Origin of the sequence: Pseudomonas fortuita (genome assembly GCF_026898135.2) — a bacterium.
GTDB classification, from domain to species: domain Bacteria; phylum Pseudomonadota; class Gammaproteobacteria; order Pseudomonadales; family Pseudomonadaceae; genus Aquipseudomonas; species Aquipseudomonas fortuita.
In genome coordinates, this window is record NZ_CP114035.2 from 564,311 (window position 1) to 582,718 (window position 18,408).

26 protein-coding genes are annotated in these 18,408 nt (G+C 58.7%); 24 read left to right on the top strand and 2 right to left on the bottom strand.

Features of this window, described 5'->3' with window-relative positions; genetic code table 11:
* The first annotated feature begins 11 nt into the window (after window positions 1–11).
* The 22 genes from rplP to bfr all read left to right on the top strand — a co-directional run bounded on the left by rplP (window position 12) and on the right by bfr (window position 11,813).
* Window positions 12–425 (top strand): 50S ribosomal protein L16, encoded by a 414-nt coding sequence (gene rplP, locus OZ911_RS02525; RefSeq protein ID WP_003255479.1) that lies wholly within the window; start codon window positions 12–14, stop codon window positions 423–425.
* Window positions 425–616, top strand: coding sequence for a 50S ribosomal protein L29 (rpmC, locus tag OZ911_RS02530; protein WP_002555481.1), 192 nt, complete (start codon window positions 425–427; stop codon window positions 614–616). Before rplP ends, rpmC begins: the two co-directional genes overlap by 1 nt.
* A 2-nt stretch (window positions 617–618) precedes the next feature.
* Complete coding sequence (gene rpsQ / locus OZ911_RS02535) at window positions 619–885, top strand: 30S ribosomal protein S17 (RefSeq protein WP_023534981.1); 267 nt, start codon at window positions 619–621, stop codon at window positions 883–885.
* Between the two features lie 23 nt (window positions 886–908).
* Window positions 909–1,277, top strand: a complete 369-nt coding sequence (gene rplN, locus OZ911_RS02540; protein ID WP_002555479.1) for a 50S ribosomal protein L14 — start codon at window positions 909–911, stop codon at window positions 1,275–1,277.
* Between the two features lie 11 nt (window positions 1,278–1,288).
* Complete coding sequence (gene rplX, locus OZ911_RS02545) at window positions 1,289–1,603, top strand: 50S ribosomal protein L24 (RefSeq protein ID WP_003255476.1); 315 nt, start codon at window positions 1,289–1,291, stop codon at window positions 1,601–1,603.
* A 20-nt stretch (window positions 1,604–1,623) separates the two neighbouring features.
* Window positions 1,624–2,163 carry a 50S ribosomal protein L5 gene (rplE, locus tag OZ911_RS02550; protein WP_003255474.1) on the top strand — a complete coding sequence of 180 codons (540 nt, stop codon included), beginning with the start codon at window positions 1,624–1,626 and terminating at the stop codon, window positions 2,161–2,163.
* Window positions 2,164–2,176: 13 nt separating this feature from the next.
* Entirely contained in the window at window positions 2,177–2,482 is a 306-nt protein-coding gene (gene rpsN / locus OZ911_RS02555) for a 30S ribosomal protein S14 (RefSeq protein WP_009681970.1), read from the top strand.
* Between the two features lie 209 nt (window positions 2,483–2,691).
* Entirely contained in the window at window positions 2,692–3,084 is a 393-nt protein-coding gene (gene rpsH / locus OZ911_RS02560) for a 30S ribosomal protein S8 (protein WP_003255471.1), read from the top strand.
* Between the two features lie 12 nt (window positions 3,085–3,096).
* On the top strand, window positions 3,097–3,630 hold the full coding sequence (gene rplF, locus OZ911_RS02565; RefSeq protein WP_003255469.1) for a 50S ribosomal protein L6: 534 nt from the start codon (window positions 3,097–3,099) through the stop codon (window positions 3,628–3,630).
* Between the two features lie 10 nt (window positions 3,631–3,640).
* On the top strand, window positions 3,641–3,991 hold the full coding sequence (rplR, locus tag OZ911_RS02570) for a 50S ribosomal protein L18 (protein ID WP_003255467.1): 351 nt from the start codon (window positions 3,641–3,643) through the stop codon (window positions 3,989–3,991).
* A gap of 3 nt (window positions 3,992–3,994) precedes the next feature.
* Window positions 3,995–4,495 (top strand): 30S ribosomal protein S5, encoded by a 501-nt coding sequence (rpsE, locus tag OZ911_RS02575; protein WP_003255465.1) that lies wholly within the window; start codon window positions 3,995–3,997, stop codon window positions 4,493–4,495.
* A 2-nt stretch (window positions 4,496–4,497) separates the two neighbouring features.
* Window positions 4,498–4,674, top strand: coding sequence for a 50S ribosomal protein L30 (rpmD, locus tag OZ911_RS02580; protein WP_016393393.1), 177 nt, complete (start codon window positions 4,498–4,500; stop codon window positions 4,672–4,674).
* 3 nt (window positions 4,675–4,677) lie between these two features.
* Window positions 4,678–5,112, top strand: a complete 435-nt coding sequence (rplO, locus tag OZ911_RS02585) for a 50S ribosomal protein L15 (RefSeq protein WP_003255461.1) — start codon at window positions 4,678–4,680, stop codon at window positions 5,110–5,112.
* The gene (gene secY, locus OZ911_RS02590; RefSeq protein ID WP_003257108.1) at window positions 5,113–6,444 is read left to right on the top strand and encodes a preprotein translocase subunit SecY; all 1,332 of its coding nucleotides are present in this window, start codon (window positions 5,113–5,115) and stop codon (window positions 6,442–6,444) included.
* Window positions 6,445–6,472: 28 nt separating this feature from the next.
* Complete coding sequence (rpmJ, locus tag OZ911_RS02595; RefSeq protein ID WP_002555468.1) at window positions 6,473–6,589, top strand: 50S ribosomal protein L36; 117 nt, start codon at window positions 6,473–6,475, stop codon at window positions 6,587–6,589.
* A gap of 131 nt (window positions 6,590–6,720) precedes the next feature.
* Window positions 6,721–7,077, top strand: coding sequence for a 30S ribosomal protein S13 (gene rpsM, locus OZ911_RS02600; RefSeq protein ID WP_003255457.1), 357 nt, complete (start codon window positions 6,721–6,723; stop codon window positions 7,075–7,077).
* A gap of 18 nt (window positions 7,078–7,095) precedes the next feature.
* Complete coding sequence (gene rpsK / locus OZ911_RS02605; protein ID WP_003255454.1) at window positions 7,096–7,485, top strand: 30S ribosomal protein S11; 390 nt, start codon at window positions 7,096–7,098, stop codon at window positions 7,483–7,485.
* A gap of 15 nt (window positions 7,486–7,500) precedes the next feature.
* Window positions 7,501–8,121 (top strand): 30S ribosomal protein S4, encoded by a 621-nt coding sequence (gene rpsD / locus OZ911_RS02610; RefSeq protein WP_012270238.1) that lies wholly within the window; start codon window positions 7,501–7,503, stop codon window positions 8,119–8,121.
* A 22-nt stretch (window positions 8,122–8,143) separates the two neighbouring features.
* Window positions 8,144–9,145 (top strand): DNA-directed RNA polymerase subunit alpha, encoded by a 1,002-nt coding sequence (locus OZ911_RS02615; protein WP_003255452.1) that lies wholly within the window; start codon window positions 8,144–8,146, stop codon window positions 9,143–9,145.
* Between the two features lie 42 nt (window positions 9,146–9,187).
* The gene (gene rplQ, locus OZ911_RS02620; RefSeq protein ID WP_003255451.1) at window positions 9,188–9,574 is read left to right on the top strand and encodes a 50S ribosomal protein L17; all 387 of its coding nucleotides are present in this window, start codon (window positions 9,188–9,190) and stop codon (window positions 9,572–9,574) included.
* Window positions 9,575–9,745: 171 nt separating this feature from the next.
* Window positions 9,746–11,185, top strand: a complete 1,440-nt coding sequence (locus OZ911_RS02625; protein ID WP_023048328.1) for a catalase — start codon at window positions 9,746–9,748, stop codon at window positions 11,183–11,185.
* 163 nt (window positions 11,186–11,348) lie between these two features.
* Window positions 11,349–11,813, top strand: a complete 465-nt coding sequence (gene bfr / locus OZ911_RS02630) for a bacterioferritin (RefSeq protein ID WP_003255449.1) — start codon at window positions 11,349–11,351, stop codon at window positions 11,811–11,813.
* 73 nt (window positions 11,814–11,886) lie between these two features.
* Here bfr and uvrA read toward each other — a convergent pair whose 3' ends face one another.
* Window positions 11,887–14,721 carry an excinuclease ABC subunit UvrA gene (gene uvrA / locus OZ911_RS02635; RefSeq protein WP_023048326.1) on the bottom strand — a complete coding sequence of 945 codons (2,835 nt, stop codon included), beginning with the start codon at window positions 14,719–14,721 and terminating at the stop codon, window positions 11,887–11,889.
* A 129-nt stretch (window positions 14,722–14,850) separates the two neighbouring features.
* Here uvrA and OZ911_RS02640 point away from each other — a divergent pair, with 129 nt between their 5' ends.
* Both OZ911_RS02640 and OZ911_RS02645 read left to right on the top strand, forming a co-directional pair.
* Window positions 14,851–16,245, top strand: a complete 1,395-nt coding sequence (locus OZ911_RS02640; protein ID WP_016484655.1) for an MFS transporter — start codon at window positions 14,851–14,853, stop codon at window positions 16,243–16,245.
* A 9-nt stretch (window positions 16,246–16,254) separates the two neighbouring features.
* Window positions 16,255–16,803: a single-stranded DNA-binding protein gene (locus tag OZ911_RS02645; protein ID WP_016484656.1), complete on the top strand. Its 549-nt coding sequence runs from the start codon at window positions 16,255–16,257 to the stop codon at window positions 16,801–16,803.
* Between the two features lie 200 nt (window positions 16,804–17,003).
* Here OZ911_RS02645 and OZ911_RS02650 read toward each other — a convergent pair whose 3' ends face one another.
* Window positions 17,004–18,398 (bottom strand): aminotransferase-like domain-containing protein, encoded by a 1,395-nt coding sequence (locus OZ911_RS02650; RefSeq protein ID WP_023048325.1) that lies wholly within the window; start codon window positions 18,396–18,398, stop codon window positions 17,004–17,006.
* Window positions 18,399–18,408 lie beyond the last annotated feature (10 nt).

Below are 18,408 nucleotides of genomic sequence, written 5' to 3' on the forward strand. Positions count from 1 at the left end.
GGGTACGCCAAATGTTGCAACCAAAGCGTACAAAATTCCGCAAGCAGATGACCGGCCACAACCGTGGTCTGGCACTGCGCGGTAGCAAGGTCAGCTTCGGCGAATTCGCCCTGAAAGCTGTTGCTCGCGGTCGCCTCACCGCTCGCCAGATCGAGTCCGCACGTCGTGCGCTGACCCGTCACGTTAAACGTGGCGGCAAGATCTGGATCCGTGTGTTCCCGGACAAGCCGATCTCCAAGAAGCCTCTCGAGGTTCGTATGGGTAAAGGTAAGGGCTCCGTGGAATACTGGGTTGCCCAGATCCAGCCAGGCAAAGTCCTGTACGAGATCGAGGGTGTTTCTGAAGAGCTGGCGCGCGAAGCTTTCGCCCTGGCTGCTGCAAAGCTGCCTCTCGCCACCTCCTTTGTTAAGCGGACGGTGATGTGATGAAAGCGAATGAACTTCGTGAAAAATCGGCACAGCAGCTGAACGAGCAACTGCTCGGCTTGCTGCGTGACCAGTTCAATCTGCGTATGCAGAAAGCAACTGGCCAGTTGGGGCAGTCGCACCTGCTCTCGCAAGTTAAGCGTGACATCGCTCGCGTGAAAACTGTGCTCAACCAGCAGGCAGGTAAGTGATCATGGCTGAAGCTGAAAAAACCGTCCGTACGCTGACTGGCCGTGTCGTCAGCGACAAAATGGACAAGACCATCACCGTTCTGATCGAGCGTCGCGTAAAGCACCCGATCTACGGTAAATACGTTAAGCGTTCGACTAAGCTGCACGCGCACGACGAAACCAACCAGTGCAAGATCGGCGACAAGGTTTCGATTACCGAAACCCGTCCGCTGGCCAAGACCAAGTCCTGGGCACTGGTTGAAGTCCTCGAACGCGCTGTTGAAGTCTAAGGGCTAGGGGTCGGAGAAATTTTATGATTCAGACTCAATCCATGCTCGATGTGGCCGATAACAGCGGCGCTCGTCGCGTCATGTGCATCAAGGTGCTCGGCGGCTCGCACCGTCGTTACGCCGGCATCGGTGACATCATCAAGGTTACTGTCAAGGAAGCAATTCCGCGCGGTAAGGTCAAAAAAGGCCAAGTGATGACCGCTGTTGTCGTGCGCACCCGTCACGGTGTTCGTCGCGCTGACGGTTCCATCATTCGTTTCGACGGCAACGCTGCTGTTCTGCTGAACAACAAGCAAGAGCCGATCGGCACTCGCATCTTCGGGCCAGTGACCCGTGAACTTCGTACTGAGAAGTTCATGAAGATCGTCTCGCTCGCCCCTGAAGTGCTGTAAGGAGATCCGACATGCAAAAGATTCGTCGTGACGACGAGATCATCGTGATCGCCGGCAAAGACAAAGGTAAGCGCGGTAAGGTGCTGAAGGTTCTGGCTGATGACCGTCTGGTCATCGGTGGCGTGAACCTGGTCAAGCGTCATACCAAGCCTAACCCGATGGCGGGCGTTCAGGGCGGTATCGTCGAGAAAGAAGCGCCTCTGCACGCTTCCAACGTTGCCATCTTCAACGGCGAAACCAACAAGGCTGACCGCGTTGGTTTCAAAGTAGAAGACGGTAAGAAAATTCGTGTCTTCAAGTCGACCCAAAAAGCGGTTGATGCTTGAACACTGCTAGGTAGAAGACCATGGCACGACTGAAAGAGATTTACCGGAACGAAATCGCTCCTAAGCTTAAGGAAGAACTTAAGCTGTCGAACGTGATGGAAGTTCCGCGCGTTACCAAAATCACCCTGAACATGGGTCTGGGCGAAGCGATCGGCGACAAGAAAGTCATCGAGCACGCAGTAGCTGACCTGGAAAAGATCACCGGTCAAAAGCCGGTCGTGACTTTCGCTCGTAAATCCATCGCTGGCTTCAAAGTCCGCGAAGGATGGCCGATCGGTGTCAAGGTGACCCTGCGTAGCGACAAGATGTACGAATTCCTGGACCGCCTGCTGGCGATCTCCCTGCCTCGGGTTCGCGACTTCCGCGGCCTGAATGCCAAGTCCTTCGATGGCCGTGGCAACTACAGCATGGGCGTGAAAGAGCAGATCATCTTCCCGGAAATCGATTACGACAAGATCGATGCTCTGCGCGGTTTGGACATCACCCTGACCACCACTGCTCGTTCGGACGACGAAGGCCGCGCTCTGCTGCGTGCTTTCAAGTTCCCGTTCCGCAACTGATTGGAGTAGGAAAATGGCCAAGAAGAGCATGAAAAACCGTGAGCTGAAGCGTCAGCTGACGGTAGCCAAGTTCGCTAAGAAGCGTGCTGAGCTGAAAGCGACCATCGTCAACGTTAACGCCTCTCCAGAAGAGCGTTTCGCTGCCGTTGTCGCTCTGCAGAAGCAGCCACGCGACGCTAGCGCCTCGCGCCTGCGCAACCGTTGCCGCCTGACCGGTCGTCCTCACGGTGTATACCGTAAGTTCGGCCTGGGCCGTAACATGCTGCGTCAAGCTGCAATGCGCGGCGACGTACCAGGTCTGGTCAAGGCCTCCTGGTAATCGCTGTCGGTGTGATGCCGGCGCAAGGGGAGCAATCTTCCGACCGCCGGTGATCTCGCCAAGAAACAAGCCCCTATATGGGGCTTGTTTCGTTTCTGCCTTGTGTCTAGAATGACCGGCTCACCCGAGCCTGGGTTTTTTACCCAATCCGCTCAGGTGGTTGTCATAGCCGCAAGGCTAATAATTCTTGTATCAGGAGCATCTAGCCCATGAGTATGCAGGACCCGTTAGCGGACATGCTAACTCGCATCCGTAATGCCCAGATGGCTGAAAAGTCCGTCGTAAGCATGCCTTCTTCTACCCTGAAGGTCGCGGTTGCCAAAGTTCTGAAGGACGAAGGTTACATCGCTGGCTACCAGGTAACTGGTGAAGCCAAGCCTTCCCTGTCGATCGAACTGAAGTACTTCGAAGGCCGTCCGGTCATCGAGGAACTGAAGCGCTCCAGCCGTCCAGGCCTGCGCCAGTACAAGGCCGTCACCGATCTGCCGAAAGTACGTGGCGGTCTGGGCGTGTCTATTGTCTCCACCAACAAAGGTGTGATGACTGATCGCGCTGCGCGCGCTGCCGGTGTCGGCGGCGAAGTTCTGTGCACAGTGTTCTAAGGGGGGATAGACATGTCTCGCGTCGCTAAGAACCCCGTTAAGCTGCCGTCCGGTGTCGAAGTCAAATTCGCAGGTCAGCAGCTTTCGGTGAAGGGTGCCAAGGGCACTCTCGAACTGAACGTTCACTCGTCTGTTGAAGTTACCGAAGAGTCTGGTGAGCTGCGTTTCGTTGCTCGCAATGGTGACCAGCAAGCTCGTGCCATGGCCGGTACCACCCGCGCTCTGGTGAACAACATGGTCCAGGGCGTAAGCCAAGGCTTCGAGCGTAAGCTCCAGCTGGTCGGTGTTGGTTACAAGGCACAGGCTAAAGGCACCGTCCTGAACCTGGCCCTGGGCTTCTCGCACCCAGTGGACTACGAACTGCCAGCCGGTATCACCGCTGAAACGCCTAGCCAGACCGACATCCTGATCAAGGGTATCGACAAGCAGCTGGTAGGTCAGGTGGCCGCTGAAATCCGCGACTTCCGTCCGCCAGAGCCTTACAAAGGCAAAGGTGTGCGTTACGCGGACGAAGTAGTCCGTCGTAAAGAAGCCAAGAAGAAGTAGGGCCTAGTAAATGACCGACAAAAAAGTTATTCGACTGCGTCGCGCTCGCAAAGCACGTCTCAAGATGCACGAACTCGAAGTCGTGCGCCTGTGCGTGTTCCGCTCCTCGCAGCACATCTACGCCCAGGTCATTTCGGCCGACGGCAGCAAGGTTCTGGCAAGCGCCTCGACCTTGGACAAAGACCTGCGTGATGGCGCCACTGGCAACATCGACGCGGCCACTAAGGTTGGCAAGCTGGTAGCTGAGCGTGCGAAAGCCGCCGGTGTATCTCAAGTTGCCTTTGACCGTTCCGGCTTCAAGTACCATGGCCGCGTCAAAGCGCTGGCTGATGCTGCTCGTGAAGGCGGGCTGGAGTTCTAAGTTATGGCAAATAACGATCAAAAGCGCGACGAAGGCTACATCGAGAAGCTGGTTCAGGTTAACCGCGTTGCCAAGACCGTAAAAGGCGGCCGTATCTTCACCTTCACCGCGTTGACCGTGGTAGGTGATGGTAAAGGTCGTGTCGGCTTCGGCCGTGGCAAATCGCGCGAAGTACCTGCTGCGATTCAGAAAGCCATGGAAGCTGCTCGCCGCAACATGATCCAGGTTGACCTGAAGGGCACCACCCTGCAGTACGCCACCAAGGCTGCCCACGGCGCCTCGAAGGTTTACATGCAGCCTGCCTCGGAAGGTACCGGTATCATCGCCGGTGGCGCAATGCGTGCTGTCCTGGAAGTTGCTGGCGTTCAGAACGTTCTGGCCAAGTGCTACGGTTCGACCAACCCAGTGAACGTGGTTTACGCCACTTTCAAGGGTCTGAAAGCCATGCAATCTCCTGAATCCATTGCTGCCAAGCGCGGCAAGAGCGTCGAGGAGATCTTCTAATCATGGCAACCGTAAAAGTAACGCTGATCAAGAGCGTCTCGGGCCGTCTGCCTAACCACAAACTGTGTGTTAAGGGCCTGGGTCTGCGTCGCATCGGTCACACTGTAGAAGTCCAGGATACTCCCGAGAATCGCGGGATGATCAACAAGGCTTACTACATGCTGCGCGTCGAGGGTTAATCGATGAAACTCAATGATCTGAGTCCAGCGCCGGGTTCCCGTCGCGAGAAGCATCGTCCGGGTCGTGGTATCGGTAGCGGTCTGGGTAAAACCGGCGGCCGTGGCCACAAAGGTCAGACCTCCCGTTCGGGTGGTTCGATCGCTCCGGGCTTCGAAGGCGGTCAACAGCCGCTGCACCGTCGTCTGCCGAAATTCGGCTTCGTTTCCCTGAAAGCCATGGATCGCGCCGAAGTGCGTCTGTCCGAGCTGGCCAAAGTGGAAGGCGACGTGATCTCCGTGCAATCCTTGAAGGATGCCAACGTGATCAACCAGCACATTCAGCGTGTGAAAATCATGCTGTCTGGCGAAGTTACTCGCGCAGTCACCATCAAGGGCATCGCAGCCACCAAGGGTGCGCGTGCGGCTATCGAAGCAGCTGGCGGCAAATTCGAGGAATAAATGGCTAAGCAAGGTGCTCTCTCTTCGCTCGGTAAGGGCGGGATGTCGGAACTCTGGGCTCGTCTGCGCTTTCTGTTCATGGCGATTATCGTCTATCGGATAGGTGCACATATCCCGGTTCCAGGCATCAATCCGGACCGTCTGGCGGATCTGTTTCGGCAGAATGAGGGGACCATTCTTAGCTTGTTCAACATGTTTTCCGGTGGCGCGCTTGAGCGCATGAGCATCTTTGCACTGGGGATCATGCCGTACATTTCGGCATCGATCATCATGCAGCTGATGACGGCGGTCAGCCCGCAACTGGAGCAGTTGAAGAAGGAAGGTGAAGCTGGCCGTCGCAAGATCAGCCAGTACACCCGCTACGGCACCGTTATCCTGGCACTGGTTCAAGCCATTGGCATGTCCATTGGCCTGGCCAACCAGGGCGTGGCGTTTTCTGTGGGCCTGGGCTTCCATGTCGTTGCCGTCTCCACGTTCGTGGCAGGCGCGATGTTCATGATGTGGCTGGGCGAGCAGATCACCGAGCGCGGTGTGGGCAACGGTATCTCGATGTTGATCTTCGCAGGTATCGTTGCCGGTCTTCCGAGAGCAATCGGGCAGTCTTTCGAGTCTGCACGCACAGGCGATATCAACATTTTCGCCCTGGTCGCTATCGGTTTGCTGGCAGTAGCGATTATCGGTTTTGTGGTGTTCATTGAGCGTGGTCAGCGTCGTATCGCTGTTCACTACGCCAAGCGTCAGCAGGGCCGCAAGGTCTTTGCTGCGCAGACCAGCCACTTGCCGTTGAAGGTGAACATGGCGGGGGTTATCCCGGCCATTTTCGCCAGCAGCATTTTGCTGTTCCCGGCTTCGCTGGGTGCCTGGTTCGGTCAGTCCGAAGGTATGGGCTGGCTGCAGGACATCTCGCAGTCGATCGCTCCTGGTCAGCCGTTGAACATTTTGCTGTTTAGTGCAGGGATCATTTTCTTCTGCTTCTTCTACACAGCGTTGATGTTCAACCCGAAAGACGTAGCGGAAAACCTGAAGAAGTCCGGTGCCTTTATTCCGGGTATCCGTCCTGGTGAGCAGTCTGCGCGCTACATTGATGGCGTTCTGACCCGTTTGACCATGTTCGGTGCTCTTTACATGATGGCCGTCTGCCTTCTGCCCCAGTTCCTGGTGGTGGCAGCAAATGTGCCGTTCTACCTTGGCGGGACCTCGTTGCTGATTGTGGTAGTGGTTGTGATGGACTTCATGTCCCAAGTACAATCGCACCTCGTTTCGCACCAGTACGAATCCCTGATGAAGAAAGCCAACCTGAAAGGCTACGGTGGCAGCGGTCTGCTGCGCTGATACGCCCCTAAGGTTCGAGGAGTCGGTAATGAAAGTTCGTGCATCGGTGAAAAAGCTGTGCCGCAACTGCAAGATCATCCGTCGCGAAGGCGTCGTTCGAGTGATCTGCAGCGCGGAACCGCGTCACAAACAGCGCCAAGGCTGAGTGTGATCTGCGCTTCAAACCCAGCAGCTAGTGTGCTGCTGGGTTGATTATTCGTTTCTACAGCGATATTATCTCGCGCCCTATTTCTTGGCTTCCGGGGCGTAGGTAGCTGTCAATTGGAGTCCCACTGAATGGCCCGTATTGCAGGCGTCAACATTCCAGATAACAAGCATACTGTTATCTCGCTGACCTACATCTATGGTGTCGGTCGCACAACTGCACAGAAGATCTGTGCAGACGCTGGTGTAAACCCAGCCGCTAAGATCAAGGATCTGAGCGACGAGCAAATCGAAACCCTGCGTGGCGAAGTTGCGAAGTTCACCACCGAAGGTGACCTGCGTCGTGACATCAACATGAAGATCAAGCGCTTGATGGACCTGGGTTGCTACCGCGGCCTGCGTCATCGTAAAGGTCTGCCGGTTCGCGGTCAGCGCACCAAGACCAACGCACGCACCCGTAAGGGCCCGCGTAAGCCGATCCGCAAGTAACCGCCCAGGAATATAGACATGGCAAAACCTGCTGCTCGTCCTCGTAAGAAAGTCAAAAAGACAGTGGTTGATGGCATCGCCCACATCCACGCTTCTTTCAACAACACCATCGTGACCATCACCGACCGTCAGGGCAATGCTTTGTCCTGGGCGACCTCCGGTGGTTCGGGTTTCCGTGGTTCGCGCAAATCCACCCCGTTCGCAGCCCAGATTGCTGCTGAACGTGCTGGTCAAGCTGCGCTGGAATACGGCCTGAAGAACCTCGACGTAAACGTCAAGGGTCCAGGTCCGGGTCGTGAATCCGCCGTTCGTGCACTGAACAGCTGCGGCTACAAGATCGCCAGCATCACCGACGTGACGCCAATCCCGCATAACGGGTGCCGTCCGCCGAAGAAGCGTCGCGTGTAATCAGGAGACAGAAGAATGGCACGTTACATTGGTCCAAAATGCAAACTGTCTCGTCGTGAAGGCACCGATCTGTTCCTGAAGAGCGGCGTTCGCGCTCTGGAATCGAAGTGCAACATCGAAGCAGCCCCAGGTATCCACGGCCAGCGCCGTGGCCGTCAGTCCGACTACGGTACCCAGCTGCGCGAGAAACAAAAAGTTCGTCGTATCTACGGTGTTCTGGAGCGTCAGTTCCGCGGTTACTACCAAGCTGCTGCCTCGAAAAAAGGCGCAACCGGTGAGAACCTGCTGCAACTGCTCGAGTGCCGTCTGGATAACGTCGTCTACCGTATGGGCTTCGGTTCGACTCGTTCCGAATCCCGTCAGCTGGTTTCGCACAAAGCGATCAGCGTCAACGGTAAGACTGTAAACATTCCATCCTACCAAGTTCGTCCGGGTGACGTGGTCGCGGTCCGCGAGAAGTCGCTGGCCCAGCTGCGCATTGTTCAAGCCCTTGAACTCTGCGCCCAGCGTGGCCGCGTTGAGTGGGTTGACGTGGATGCTGCTAAAAAGTCGGGCGTTTTCAAGAACGTTCCTGCTCGCAGCGACCTGTCTGCCGACATCAACGAAAACCTGATTGTCGAGCTCTACTCCAAGTAAGGGCTAGAAAATAGGTGCATCCATGCAGATTTCGGTAAATGAGTTCCTGACTCCCCGCCACATTGATGTGCAGGTGGTCAGTCCGACCCGCGCCAAGATTACGCTCGAGCCTCTCGAGCGTGGTTTCGGCCATACCCTGGGCAACGCGCTGCGCCGCATCCTGTTGTCCTCCATGCCTGGCTGTGCAGTAGTCGAGGCCGAGATCGATGGCGTACTCCACGAGTACTCCGCGATCGAAGGTGTACAGGAAGACGTAATTGAAATCCTGTTGAACCTGAAAGGCCTGGCTATCAAACTGCACGGTCGTGACGAAGTTACGCTGACCTTGTCGAAAAAGGGTTCGGGGGTGGTTACCGCTGCCGATATTCAGCTGGATCACGATGTCGAGATCGTCAACCCCGATCACGTAATCGCGAACCTGGCGTCGAACGGCGCCCTGAACATGAAGCTCACTGTAGCTCGTGGTCGCGGTTACGAGCCGGCCGACTCCCGTCAAACCGACGAAGACGAAAGCCGTAGCATTGGCCGTCTGCAGTTGGACGCTTCGTTCAGCCCGGTGCGTCGTATCGCCTATGTGGTCGAAAACGCCCGTGTTGAACAGCGTACCAACCTGGACAAGCTGGTCATTGATCTGGAAACCAACGGCACCCTGGATCCTGAAGAGGCTATCCGCCGCGCTGCGACCATCCTGCAACAGCAGCTGGCCGCGTTCGTCGACCTCAAAGGTGACAGTGAGCCTGTCGTAGTCGAGCAGGAAGACGAGATCGATCCGATCCTGCTGCGTCCGGTTGACGACCTGGAACTGACTGTACGTTCGGCCAACTGCCTCAAGGCGGAGAACATCTACTACATCGGCGACCTGATTCAGCGTACCGAAGTAGAGCTGTTGAAGACTCCTAACCTGGGCAAGAAGTCCCTGACTGAAATCAAGGACGTCCTGGCCTCTCGTGGTCTGTCTCTCGGCATGCGCCTCGACAACTGGCCGCCTGCAAGTCTTAAGAAAGACGACAAGGCGACCGCCTGATCGTCGTAATCACCGAACGTTGTGTTTGGTAAGGAATGAATCATGCGTCATCGTAAAAGTGGACGTCACCTGAGCCGTACCAGCTCTCACCGCAAGGCTATGTTCCAGAACATGGCAGTGTCGTTGATCGAGCACGAGCTGATCAAAACCACCCTGCCGAAAGCCAAGGAACTGCGCCGCGTTGCCGAGCCGCTGATCACCCTGGCCAAGGAAGACAGCGTTGCTAACCGCCGTCTGGCCTTCGACCGTACCCGTTCGAAGTCCGCTGTTGGCAAACTGTTCAACGACCTGGGCAAGCGTTACGCCACCCGTCAGGGCGGCTACCTGCGCATCCTGAAGTGCGGTTTCCGCGCTGGCGACAACGCGCCTATGGCGTACGTCGAGCTGGTTGATCGTCCGGTCGGCGGTGCTGTAGAAGCTGCTGAGTAAGACGTTCTGTCTGCTACAGAGAACCGGGCCTAGTGCCCGGTTTTTTGTGTCTGTTTGTATTGTTAATTTCTATTGATACAAGTCATGTAATGAATTTGTCCCTGTAACCTTGCTCGTCGATACTCTCTCCAAGCCGATTAGCCGGCGCTTGAAGACCGATAAGGAGAGCCCATGAGCAAGATTCTTACCACCGCCAGCGGTGCACCCGTAGCCGACAACCAGAACTCCCGTTCCGCCGGCCCGCGTGGCCCGTTGTTGCTCGACGACTTCCACCTGATCGAGAAGCTCGCCCATTTCAACCGCGAGAACATTCCTGAGCGCCGTGTGCACGCCAAAGGCTCGGGCGCCTACGGCACCTTTACCGTCAATCGCGACATCACCCGCTACACCTGCGCCAAGCTGTTTGAGCAGGTCGGCAAGCAAACAGAAACCTTCCTGCGCTTCTCCACTGTCGGTGGCGAACGTGGCTCTGCAGACACCGAACGCGACCCTCGTGGCTTTGCCGTCAAGTTCTACACCGAAGAAGGCAACTGGGACATTGTGGGTAATAACACGCCAGTGTTCTTTATTCGCGATCCGCTGAAATTCCCCGACTTTATCCACACCCAGAAGCGCCATCCGCAGTCCAACCTGAAGAACGCCCAGATGATGTGGGATTTTTGGTCACACTCGCCCGAGGCGCTGCACCAGGTCACCATCCTGTTCTCGGACCGTGGTATTCCGGACGGCTATCGGCATATGCACGGCTTCGGCAGCCACACGTACAGTTTGATCAACGCCAAGGGCGAGCGTACCTGGGTCAAATGGCATTTCAAGACCCAGCAAGGCATCAAGAACCTCGCGCCGGCAGATGCTGCACGCCTGGCGGGTATTGACCCGGACTACGCCCAGCGCGACCTGTTCGAAGCCATTGAACGTGGCGACTACCCGCGTTGGACCGTATGCATTCAGGTGATGAGCGAAGCCGAGGCTGCCAGCCGAGACGAGAACCCCTTCGACGTCACCAAGACCTGGTCGCAGAAGGATTATCCGTTGATAGAGGTGGGCGTGCTGGAGCTCAACCGTAACCCGCTCAACTACTTCGCCGAAGTCGAGCAGGCGGCGTTCGGGCCGAGCAACATGGTGCCAGGGGTTGGCCTGTCGCCGGACCGCATGCTGCAGGGCCGTGTATTCGCCTACGCAGACGCGCACCGCTACCGTGTGGGCACCAACCACCAGCACTTGCCTGTGAATGCGCCACGCTGCGCAGTCAACAGCTACCAGCGCGATGGCTCCATGGCCACGGGCAGCTATGGGAGTGCCCCTAACTACGAGCCCAACAGCTACGCTGAGGCGCCGAAGCAGTCACCACGCCATGCCGAGCCACCCCTGGCTCTGAACGGTTCGGCAGACCGTTTCGATCACCGTGAGGACACCGACTACTTCAGCCATGCCGGCGCGCTGTTCCGCCTGATGAGCGAAGGGCAGAAGGCGTTGCTGATCAGCAATATCGCCGGGACCATGGCAGGTGTCAGCGAAGACGTGATCCAGCGCCAGTTGCAGTACTTCTTCAAGGCTGACCCGGCCTATGGCGAAGGCATTGCCAAGGCGTTGGGCATCAACCTGGCCTGACTCTAAGTGATAAGCAGAACCGCCCTCATTTGGGCGGTTTTTCAATGAATATCACTACTGTTTAACCGTTTTTTTGCGTCGGATTGCGCCTTTTTCAGTGACCGCAGGCAAAAGCTGGTTCACACTATGTGGCATAGACGTTTTCACATGGAGAACCATGGCGATGCAAGGCCACCCAGACGTAATCAACTATCTCGTCACGCTGCTGAAGGGCGAACTGGCGGCACGCGACCAGTATTTCATCCATTCGCGCATGTACGAAGACTGGGGCCTTTCCAAGCTCTACGAGCGCATCAATCACGAGATGGAAGAAGAGACGCAGCACGCCGATGCCCTGATGCGTCGCATCCTCATGCTCGAAGGCACCCCTGACATGCGCGCGGACGACCTGGAAGTCGGCAGCACCGTGCCGGAAATGATCGAGGCTGACCTCAAACTTGAATACAAGGTGCGTGGCGCCCTGTGCAAAGGCATTGAGCTGTGCGAGCTGCACAAGGACTACGTCAGCCGTGACATTCTTCGAGCGCAGTTGGCTGACACCGAGGAAGATCACACCTACTGGCTGGAAAAGCAGCAAGGGCTGATCAAGGCCATTGGTCTGGAGAACTACCTGCAATCGCAGATGTAATTAATCCACAGTTTCAACAAAAAAAGCCCCTGGCACCGACGGTACCAGGGGCTTTTCATTGCATCGGGAACATTCAGGCCCGATCACGTGCCAGCAGCGGCTTCAGGTAATGCCCGGTATACGACTGTTTCATCTCACACAGCTCTTCGGGTGTACCGCAGGCAATGATCTGGCCACCTTTGGAACCACCCTCAGGCCCCAGGTCCACCAGCCAGTCGGCGGTCTTGATCACATCCAAGTTGTGCTCGATCACCACCACGGTATTGCCGTGGTCGCGCAGGCGATGCAGTACGTCCAGCAACTGCTGGATATCAGCAAAGTGCAGGCCTGTGGTAGGTTCGTCGAGGATGTACAGGGTCTTGCCGGTATCGCGCTTGGACAGCTCGCGTGACAACTTCACCCGCTGCGCTTCACCGCCAGACAGCGTGGTGGCCGACTGGCCCAGTTTGATGTACGACAGGCCCACATCCATCAACGTTTGCAGCTTGCGCGCCAGCGCGGGTACTGCGTCGAAGAACTCGCGGGCATCCTCGATGGTCATTTCCAGCACCTCGTGGATGTTCTTGCCCTTGTACTTGATCTCCAGGGTTTCGCGGTTGTAGCGCTTGCTCTTGCACACGTCGCATGGCACGTAGATGTCCGGCAGGAAGTGCATCTCTACCTTGATCAGGCCGTCGCCCTGGCAAGCCTCGCAGCGGCCGCCCTTGACGTTGAACGAAAAGCGCCCCGGCCCGTAGCCGCGTGAGCGCGATTCCGGCACGCCGGAGAAAAGCTCGCGGATCGGCGTGAAGATGCCGGTGTAGGTCGCCGGGTTCGAGCGCGGGGTGCGGCCGATCGGGCTCTGGTCGATATCCACCACCTTGTCCAGGTGCTGCAAGCCGTCCATGCTGCCGTGCGGGGCCGCTTCCAGGGTGCTTGCACCATTGAGGGCAGTGGCTGCCAGCGGGAACAGGGTGTTGTTGATCAGCGTCGACTTGCCCGAGCCGGATACCCCGGTCACACAGGTCAGCAGGCCGATCGGGATTTCCAGATCGACGTTCTGCAGATTGTTGCCGCGCGCGCCCTTGAGCTTGAGCTGCAGTTTTTTGTTGCGGGGCGTGCGCTTGCCGGGTACGACGATCTTCTTGCGGCCGGACAGGTATTTACCGGTCAATGAGTCGGGGTGGTCCATGACCTGCTGCGGCGTGCCTTCGGCGACGATCTGCCCACCGTGCACACCGGCCCCAGGGCCAATGTCGACCACGTAGTCGGCCAGGCGAATGGCGTCCTCGTCATGCTCCACCACGATCACTGTATTACCCAGGTCTCGCAGATGGTTTAGGGTAGCCAACAGGCGGTCGTTATCGCGCTGATGGAGGCCGATAGACGGTTCATCGAGGATGTACATCACCCCTACCAGGCCGGCGCCGATCTGGCTGGCCAGGCGGATACGCTGCGCTTCGCCCCCGGAGAGGGTATCGGCGCTGCGGTCGAGGGTCAGGTAGTCGAGGCCGACGTTGACCAGGAACTGCAGGCGTTCGCAGATTTCCTTGAGAATCTTCGAAGCAATCTCACCGCGGCGCCCGGTCAGGGTCAGTTCGCCAAAGTAGCTACTGGCCTCACCGATGGGCAGGTTGGTCACTGCCGGCAGGGTTTTTTCGCCTACCCAGACATGGCGTGCCTCACGGCGCAGGCGGGTGCCCCGGCAATCCGGGCAGGGCTGGGTGCCGAGGAATTTGGCCAGTTCCTCGCGCACGGTGGCCGACTCGGTCTCGCGGTAGCGGCGCTCCAGGTTCGGCACGATGCCTTCGAACGGGTGCGAGCGCTTGACGATATCGCCACGGTCGTTGAGGTACTTGAAGTCGACAGTCTGTTTGCCACTGCCTTGCAGGATGACCTTCTGGTGTTCGGCCGACAGCTCGCCGAACGGTTCCTCCAGGCTGAAGCCGTAGTGCGCGGCCAGCGAACCCAGCATCTGGAAGTAGTACACGTTGCGCCGGTCCCAGCCGCGTATGGCGCCTTCGGCCAAGGTGAGTTCGGCATTGACCAGGCGCTTGGTGTCGAAGAACTGCTTGACCCCCAGGCCATCACAGGTCGGGCAGGCGCCAGCCGGGTTGTTGAAGGAGAACAGTTTCGGTTCCAGCTCACTGATGGCATGTCCGCAGACCGGGCAGGCGAAGCGGGCGGAGAAAATCATCTCTTCACCTTGCTCGTCGTCCATTGGCGCCACCAGGGCGATGCCGTCGGCCAGTTTGAGTGCGGTCTCGAACGATTCGGCCAGGCGCTGCTGCAGGTCGGCACGGACTTTGAAGCGGTCCACTACCACATCGATGCTGTGCTTCTTCTGCTTGTCCAGCTTGGGCAGTTCATCAAGTTCGTAGAGCTTGCCGTTTACCCGGGCCCGCACAAAGCCCTGGGCGCGCAGTTCGTCGAACACCGCCAGATGCTCACCTTTGCGCTCGCGCACGACCGGTGCCAGCAGCATCAGCTTGGTGCCTTCCGGGCGCTCCAGCACCAGGTCGACCATCTGGCTGATCGTTTGCGCCTCCAGCGGAATATCGTGATCTGGGCAACGTGGCGTGCCGACGCGGGCATATAGCAGGCGCAGGTAGTCGTAGATTTCGGTGATGGTGCCAACCGTGGAGCGAGGGTTGTGCGAGGTCGACTTCTGCTCGATGGAAATGGCCGGCGACAGGCCTTCGATGGTGTCGACGTCTGGCTTTTCCATCATCGACAGGAACTGCCGGGCATAGGCCGACAACGATTCCACGTAGCGGCGCTGGCCTTCGGCGTACAGGGTGTCGAACGCCAGGGACGACTTGCCGGAACCGGACAGGCCGGTGATCACGATCAGCTTGTCCCGGGGCAGGGTCAGGTCGATGTTCTTCAGGTTGTGGGTACGTGCCCCACGAATCAGGATCTTGTCCACTGCGGCCTCGCTCGGCGGGCATAAACAAAGAAGTATACGGCGCCCTGCCAGTACGCGGCAAAGCGTCGCGTAGATGCCGTCAAGCTGTCGGACTGATAGAATCGCCGCCGGTTCACATGAGGTTAATCCATGCACGACACCCACAACGAGCGCATGAGTGGCGGCGAAACCCGCGCCGCTGGCGGCCTTGCCCTGGTCTTTGCCTTTCGTATGCTGGGCATGTTCATGGTCTTGCCGGTACTGGCCACCTACGGCATGGACCTGGCCGGCGCCACGCCAGCGCTGATCGGCCTGGCCATCGGTGCCTATGGCTTGACCCAGGCGGTACTGCAGATCCCGTTCGGCATGATTTCCGACCGCATCGGCCGTCGGCCGGTGATTTACCTGGGGCTGGTGATCTTTGCCCTGGGCAGCGTGCTGGCGGCACAGGCCGACTCCATCTGGGGGGTGATCGCCGGGCGTATCCTGCAGGGCGCCGGGGCGATTTCTGCCGCAGTCATGGCGCTGCTGTCCGACCTCACCCGCGAGCAACACCGGACCAAGGCCATGGCCATGATCGGCATGAGCATCGGCCTGTCGTTCGCTGTCGCCATGGTCGTCGGCCCATTGCTGACAAGTGCCTTCGGTTTGTCAGGATTGTTCCTGGCCACGGCCGGGCTTGCCCTGGTCGGCATCCTGCTGGTCGCTTTTGTCGTGCCCAACACGCACAGCATTTTGCAGCACCGTGAGTCGGGTGTGGCACGCCAGGCCATCGGCCCGACCCTGCGCCATCCGGACCTTCTGCGCCTGGACTTGGGCATCTTCGTGCTGCACGCCATCCTCATGGCCAGCTTCGTCGCATTGCCCCTGGCCTTCGTCGAGCGCGGGGGGCTGCCCAAGGAGGAGCACTGGTGGGTATACCTGACCGCGCTGTTCATCTCATTTTTTGCAATGGTCCCGTTCATCATCTACGGCGAAAAAAAGCGCAAGATGAAACGCGTGTTGGCTGGCGCGGTCAGTGTCCTGCTGCTGACAGAGATATACTTCTGGGAGTGGGCTGACGGTTTGCGCGGACTGGTGATTGGCACCGTGGTATTCTTTACCGCATTCAACCTGCTGGAGGCTTCGCTGCCTTCGCTGGTCAGCAAGGTGTCGCCTGCCGGTGGCAAGGGGACGGCAATGGGGGTTTATTCCACCAGCCAGTTCCTCGGCGCTGCCTTGGGAGGAATCCTCGGTGGCTGGTTATTCCAGCACGGCGGGCTGAACATGGTGTTCCTCGGTTGCGCGGTACTGTGTGCCATCTGGCTGGTCGTCGCGTTGCGCATGAACGAGCCGCCCTATGTGACCAGCCTGCGCATGCCGCTGACGCCAGAGGCAGTCCGGGAAGCCGGCCTGACCGAGCGCCTGATGGCCGTGCCGGGTGTAACCGACGCCGTTGTGGTGGAAGACGAAGCCGCCATCTATATCAAACTGGATACGAAAATTTTGGACCGTACGACCCTCGAGCGCCTGGTTAACCCGGCCTCTTCGGCGTGCGAAGCCTAGGAGAACGTTATGGCCCGTGGGGTTAACAAAGTCATTCTGGTCGGCACCTGTGGCCAGGATCCCGAAGTCCGCTACCTGCCCAACGGTAACGCCGTGACCAACCTGAGCCTGGCCACCAGCGAGCAGTGGACCGACAAGCAGTCGGGCCAGAAGGTCGAGCGTACCGAATGGCACCGTGTGTCGCTGTTCGGCAAGGTTGCCGAAATCGCCGGCGAGTACCTGCGCAAAGGTTCGCAGTGCTACATCGAAGGCAAGCTGCAGACCCGCGAGTGGGAAAAAGACGGCATCAAGCGCTACACCACCGAGATCATCGTCGACATCAACGGCACCATGCAGCTGCTTGGCGGCCGTCCACAGGGTCAGCAGCAGGGCGGCGACCCGTACAACCAGGGTGGCGGCAACTACAACCAGGGTGGCCAGCCCCAGCAATACAACCAGGCACCGCCTCGCCAACAGGCTCAGCGCCCGCAACAGGCCCCTCAGCGCCCGGCGCCGCAACAGCCCGCGCCTCAGCCGGCTGCGGACTTTGACAGCTTTGATGACGATATTCCGTTCTGACACGACCGGTAACGCGTCCGCTACATCGAAAACCCAGGGCATTTCCCTGGGTTTTTTATGCGCGCCCCCTCCGATACTGAGGGAGCGCCGCGCCCCGCCGCGTAGCCAAGCTGCATGTTGAGGACTCGGCGTTGCGCCACTGATGCCAATGCCGCCGGCGTGTCAGCGGATTCGTGAGCACCCTCCAGCCTCGCTCATTGCTAGTAGAAAAGCCGTGGTTCGGATGAATCCAGCAAGCTGGCGAGTTTGGTCAAGGCAAAGCTGAGTTCGGCACGGCTTGGCGTCATCAGGGCGATACGCACGCCACAGCTGGCGGGTGTGCGCTCAGGCAGAAACTGGCTGCCGCTGACCACGGTGACGCCATTGTTGCGCGCCAGGTTGGCGAATTCATCGCTGGTCCATGGTTCAGGGAGTTCCAGCCAGATATGGAAACTGTTGGGCTGGCTGCGAATCTTGTACCTGCCCAGGATTTCCTGTGCCATAAGCTGCCGTGCGGCGGCTTCTTCCTGCTGCTCCCGCACCAGCTGATCGGCCATACCGCTGTTGATCAGGTTGCTGGCCAACTGGGCCATCAGCGGGGAGGGCATCCAGACGCTGCTGCGCACCATGGACGACAACCGTGAAAGCGTTTGTGGCGGCGCGTAGAGGTAGCCGATACGCAGGGCCGGCAGCACGCTTTTGGACAGGCTGGTCAGGTACACCGAGCGCTCAGGTGCATAGGCGGCCAAGGGTTTGTAGTCAGGCGCCGGTTCGAGGAAACCGTAGATATCGTCATCCACGATGAACAGGTCGAACTCGCGGGCAATCTGCGCGATAGCCTCGCGACGCGCGTGCGGCATTACCGAATTGGTCGGGTTCTGGTGAGTGGTCACACATACCAGCAGCGACGGCCGGTGCTCCTGGCAGGCGGCCCGCAAGGCCTCCGGAATCAGGCCGTGCTCGTCCATGGCTACCCCGCGCAAACGGCGGCCCATGCTGTGGGCAAGGGAGATGATGCCGGGGTAGCAGAGCGACTCGCAGAGGATCACATCATCGCTTTTCGACAAGCTGCTGATGGCCACCAGCAGCCCATGTTGAGCGCCGGAGGTCAGCACCACCTGTTGCGCGCGAGCGTCGGGCAGCCAGCGCTGAATCCAGCTGGCGCCAGCCTGCTTGTGCGTCGCATGGCCACCGTCAGTAACGTAGTCGAGCACTTGGTCAAGGTCGGGGGATGAGGCCAGCTCGGTAATTGCTCTGCGCAGCCAGTCGGCCATGTGCGCGTCGTTGGGCTTGATGATCGAAAGGTCAATCTGGCCGCTTTCATGCTTGGGCGGTGCTGGCCGCAAAGATGCGGTGGGGGCAGGGGCACGCGCCGGCCGTTGCTGCAGGACGAAAGTCCCCCGACCAACCTCGCCAACCACCAAACCCCTTTTGGCGGCTTCGTCATAGGCGCGTCCGATAGTGCCAGGCGTCACCTGTAATGACTCGGCGAGATCCTTGAGTGTTGGCAGGCGGTCGCCTGGCGCCAGACGGCCATTGCCAATGTCCTGTTCAAGAGCATCGGCAATCATCAGGTAGACCGGCTGCGCCAGGTCGCTGTAGTGAGGAACCCACATGGAAATGGCA

What these genes read in the sequence shown, in the direction of transcription:
- secY (WP_003257108.1), top strand. Translation starts at nt 5,113, where the DNA reads ATGGCTAAGCAAGGTGCTCTCTCTTCGCTCGGTAAGGGCGGGATGTCG.
- rpsD (WP_012270238.1), top strand. Translation starts at nt 7,501, where the DNA reads ATGGCACGTTACATTGGTCCAAAATGCAAACTGTCTCGTCGTGAAGGC.
- OZ911_RS02650 (WP_023048325.1), bottom strand. Translation starts at nt 18,398, where the DNA reads ATGTGGGTTCCTCACTACAGCGACCTGGCGCAGCCGGTCTACCTGATG.
- rpsM (WP_003255457.1), top strand. Translation starts at nt 6,721, where the DNA reads ATGGCCCGTATTGCAGGCGTCAACATTCCAGATAACAAGCATACTGTT.
- rplO (WP_003255461.1), top strand. Translation starts at nt 4,678, where the DNA reads ATGAAACTCAATGATCTGAGTCCAGCGCCGGGTTCCCGTCGCGAGAAG.
- rpsH (WP_003255471.1), top strand. Translation starts at nt 2,692, where the DNA reads ATGAGTATGCAGGACCCGTTAGCGGACATGCTAACTCGCATCCGTAAT.
- OZ911_RS02645 (WP_016484656.1), top strand. Translation starts at nt 16,255, where the DNA reads ATGGCCCGTGGGGTTAACAAAGTCATTCTGGTCGGCACCTGTGGCCAG.
- rplR (WP_003255467.1), top strand. Translation starts at nt 3,641, where the DNA reads ATGACCGACAAAAAAGTTATTCGACTGCGTCGCGCTCGCAAAGCACGT.
- OZ911_RS02640 (WP_016484655.1), top strand. Translation starts at nt 14,851, where the DNA reads ATGCACGACACCCACAACGAGCGCATGAGTGGCGGCGAAACCCGCGCC.
- rpsE (WP_003255465.1), top strand. Translation starts at nt 3,995, where the DNA reads ATGGCAAATAACGATCAAAAGCGCGACGAAGGCTACATCGAGAAGCTG.
- rpmJ (WP_002555468.1), top strand. Translation starts at nt 6,473, where the DNA reads ATGAAAGTTCGTGCATCGGTGAAAAAGCTGTGCCGCAACTGCAAGATC.
- rplN (WP_002555479.1), top strand. Translation starts at nt 909, where the DNA reads ATGATTCAGACTCAATCCATGCTCGATGTGGCCGATAACAGCGGCGCT.
- rplX (WP_003255476.1), top strand. Translation starts at nt 1,289, where the DNA reads ATGCAAAAGATTCGTCGTGACGACGAGATCATCGTGATCGCCGGCAAA.
- rplQ (WP_003255451.1), top strand. Translation starts at nt 9,188, where the DNA reads ATGCGTCATCGTAAAAGTGGACGTCACCTGAGCCGTACCAGCTCTCAC.
- OZ911_RS02615 (WP_003255452.1), top strand. Translation starts at nt 8,144, where the DNA reads ATGCAGATTTCGGTAAATGAGTTCCTGACTCCCCGCCACATTGATGTG.
- rpsK (WP_003255454.1), top strand. Translation starts at nt 7,096, where the DNA reads ATGGCAAAACCTGCTGCTCGTCCTCGTAAGAAAGTCAAAAAGACAGTG.
- rplE (WP_003255474.1), top strand. Translation starts at nt 1,624, where the DNA reads ATGGCACGACTGAAAGAGATTTACCGGAACGAAATCGCTCCTAAGCTT.
- rpmD (WP_016393393.1), top strand. Translation starts at nt 4,498, where the DNA reads ATGGCAACCGTAAAAGTAACGCTGATCAAGAGCGTCTCGGGCCGTCTG.
- rpmC (WP_002555481.1), top strand. Translation starts at nt 425, where the DNA reads ATGAAAGCGAATGAACTTCGTGAAAAATCGGCACAGCAGCTGAACGAG.
- bfr (WP_003255449.1), top strand. Translation starts at nt 11,349, where the DNA reads ATGCAAGGCCACCCAGACGTAATCAACTATCTCGTCACGCTGCTGAAG.
- rplP (WP_003255479.1), top strand. Translation starts at nt 12, where the DNA reads ATGTTGCAACCAAAGCGTACAAAATTCCGCAAGCAGATGACCGGCCAC.
- OZ911_RS02625 (WP_023048328.1), top strand. Translation starts at nt 9,746, where the DNA reads ATGAGCAAGATTCTTACCACCGCCAGCGGTGCACCCGTAGCCGACAAC.
- rplF (WP_003255469.1), top strand. Translation starts at nt 3,097, where the DNA reads ATGTCTCGCGTCGCTAAGAACCCCGTTAAGCTGCCGTCCGGTGTCGAA.
- rpsQ (WP_023534981.1), top strand. Translation starts at nt 619, where the DNA reads ATGGCTGAAGCTGAAAAAACCGTCCGTACGCTGACTGGCCGTGTCGTC.
- rpsN (WP_009681970.1), top strand. Translation starts at nt 2,177, where the DNA reads ATGGCCAAGAAGAGCATGAAAAACCGTGAGCTGAAGCGTCAGCTGACG.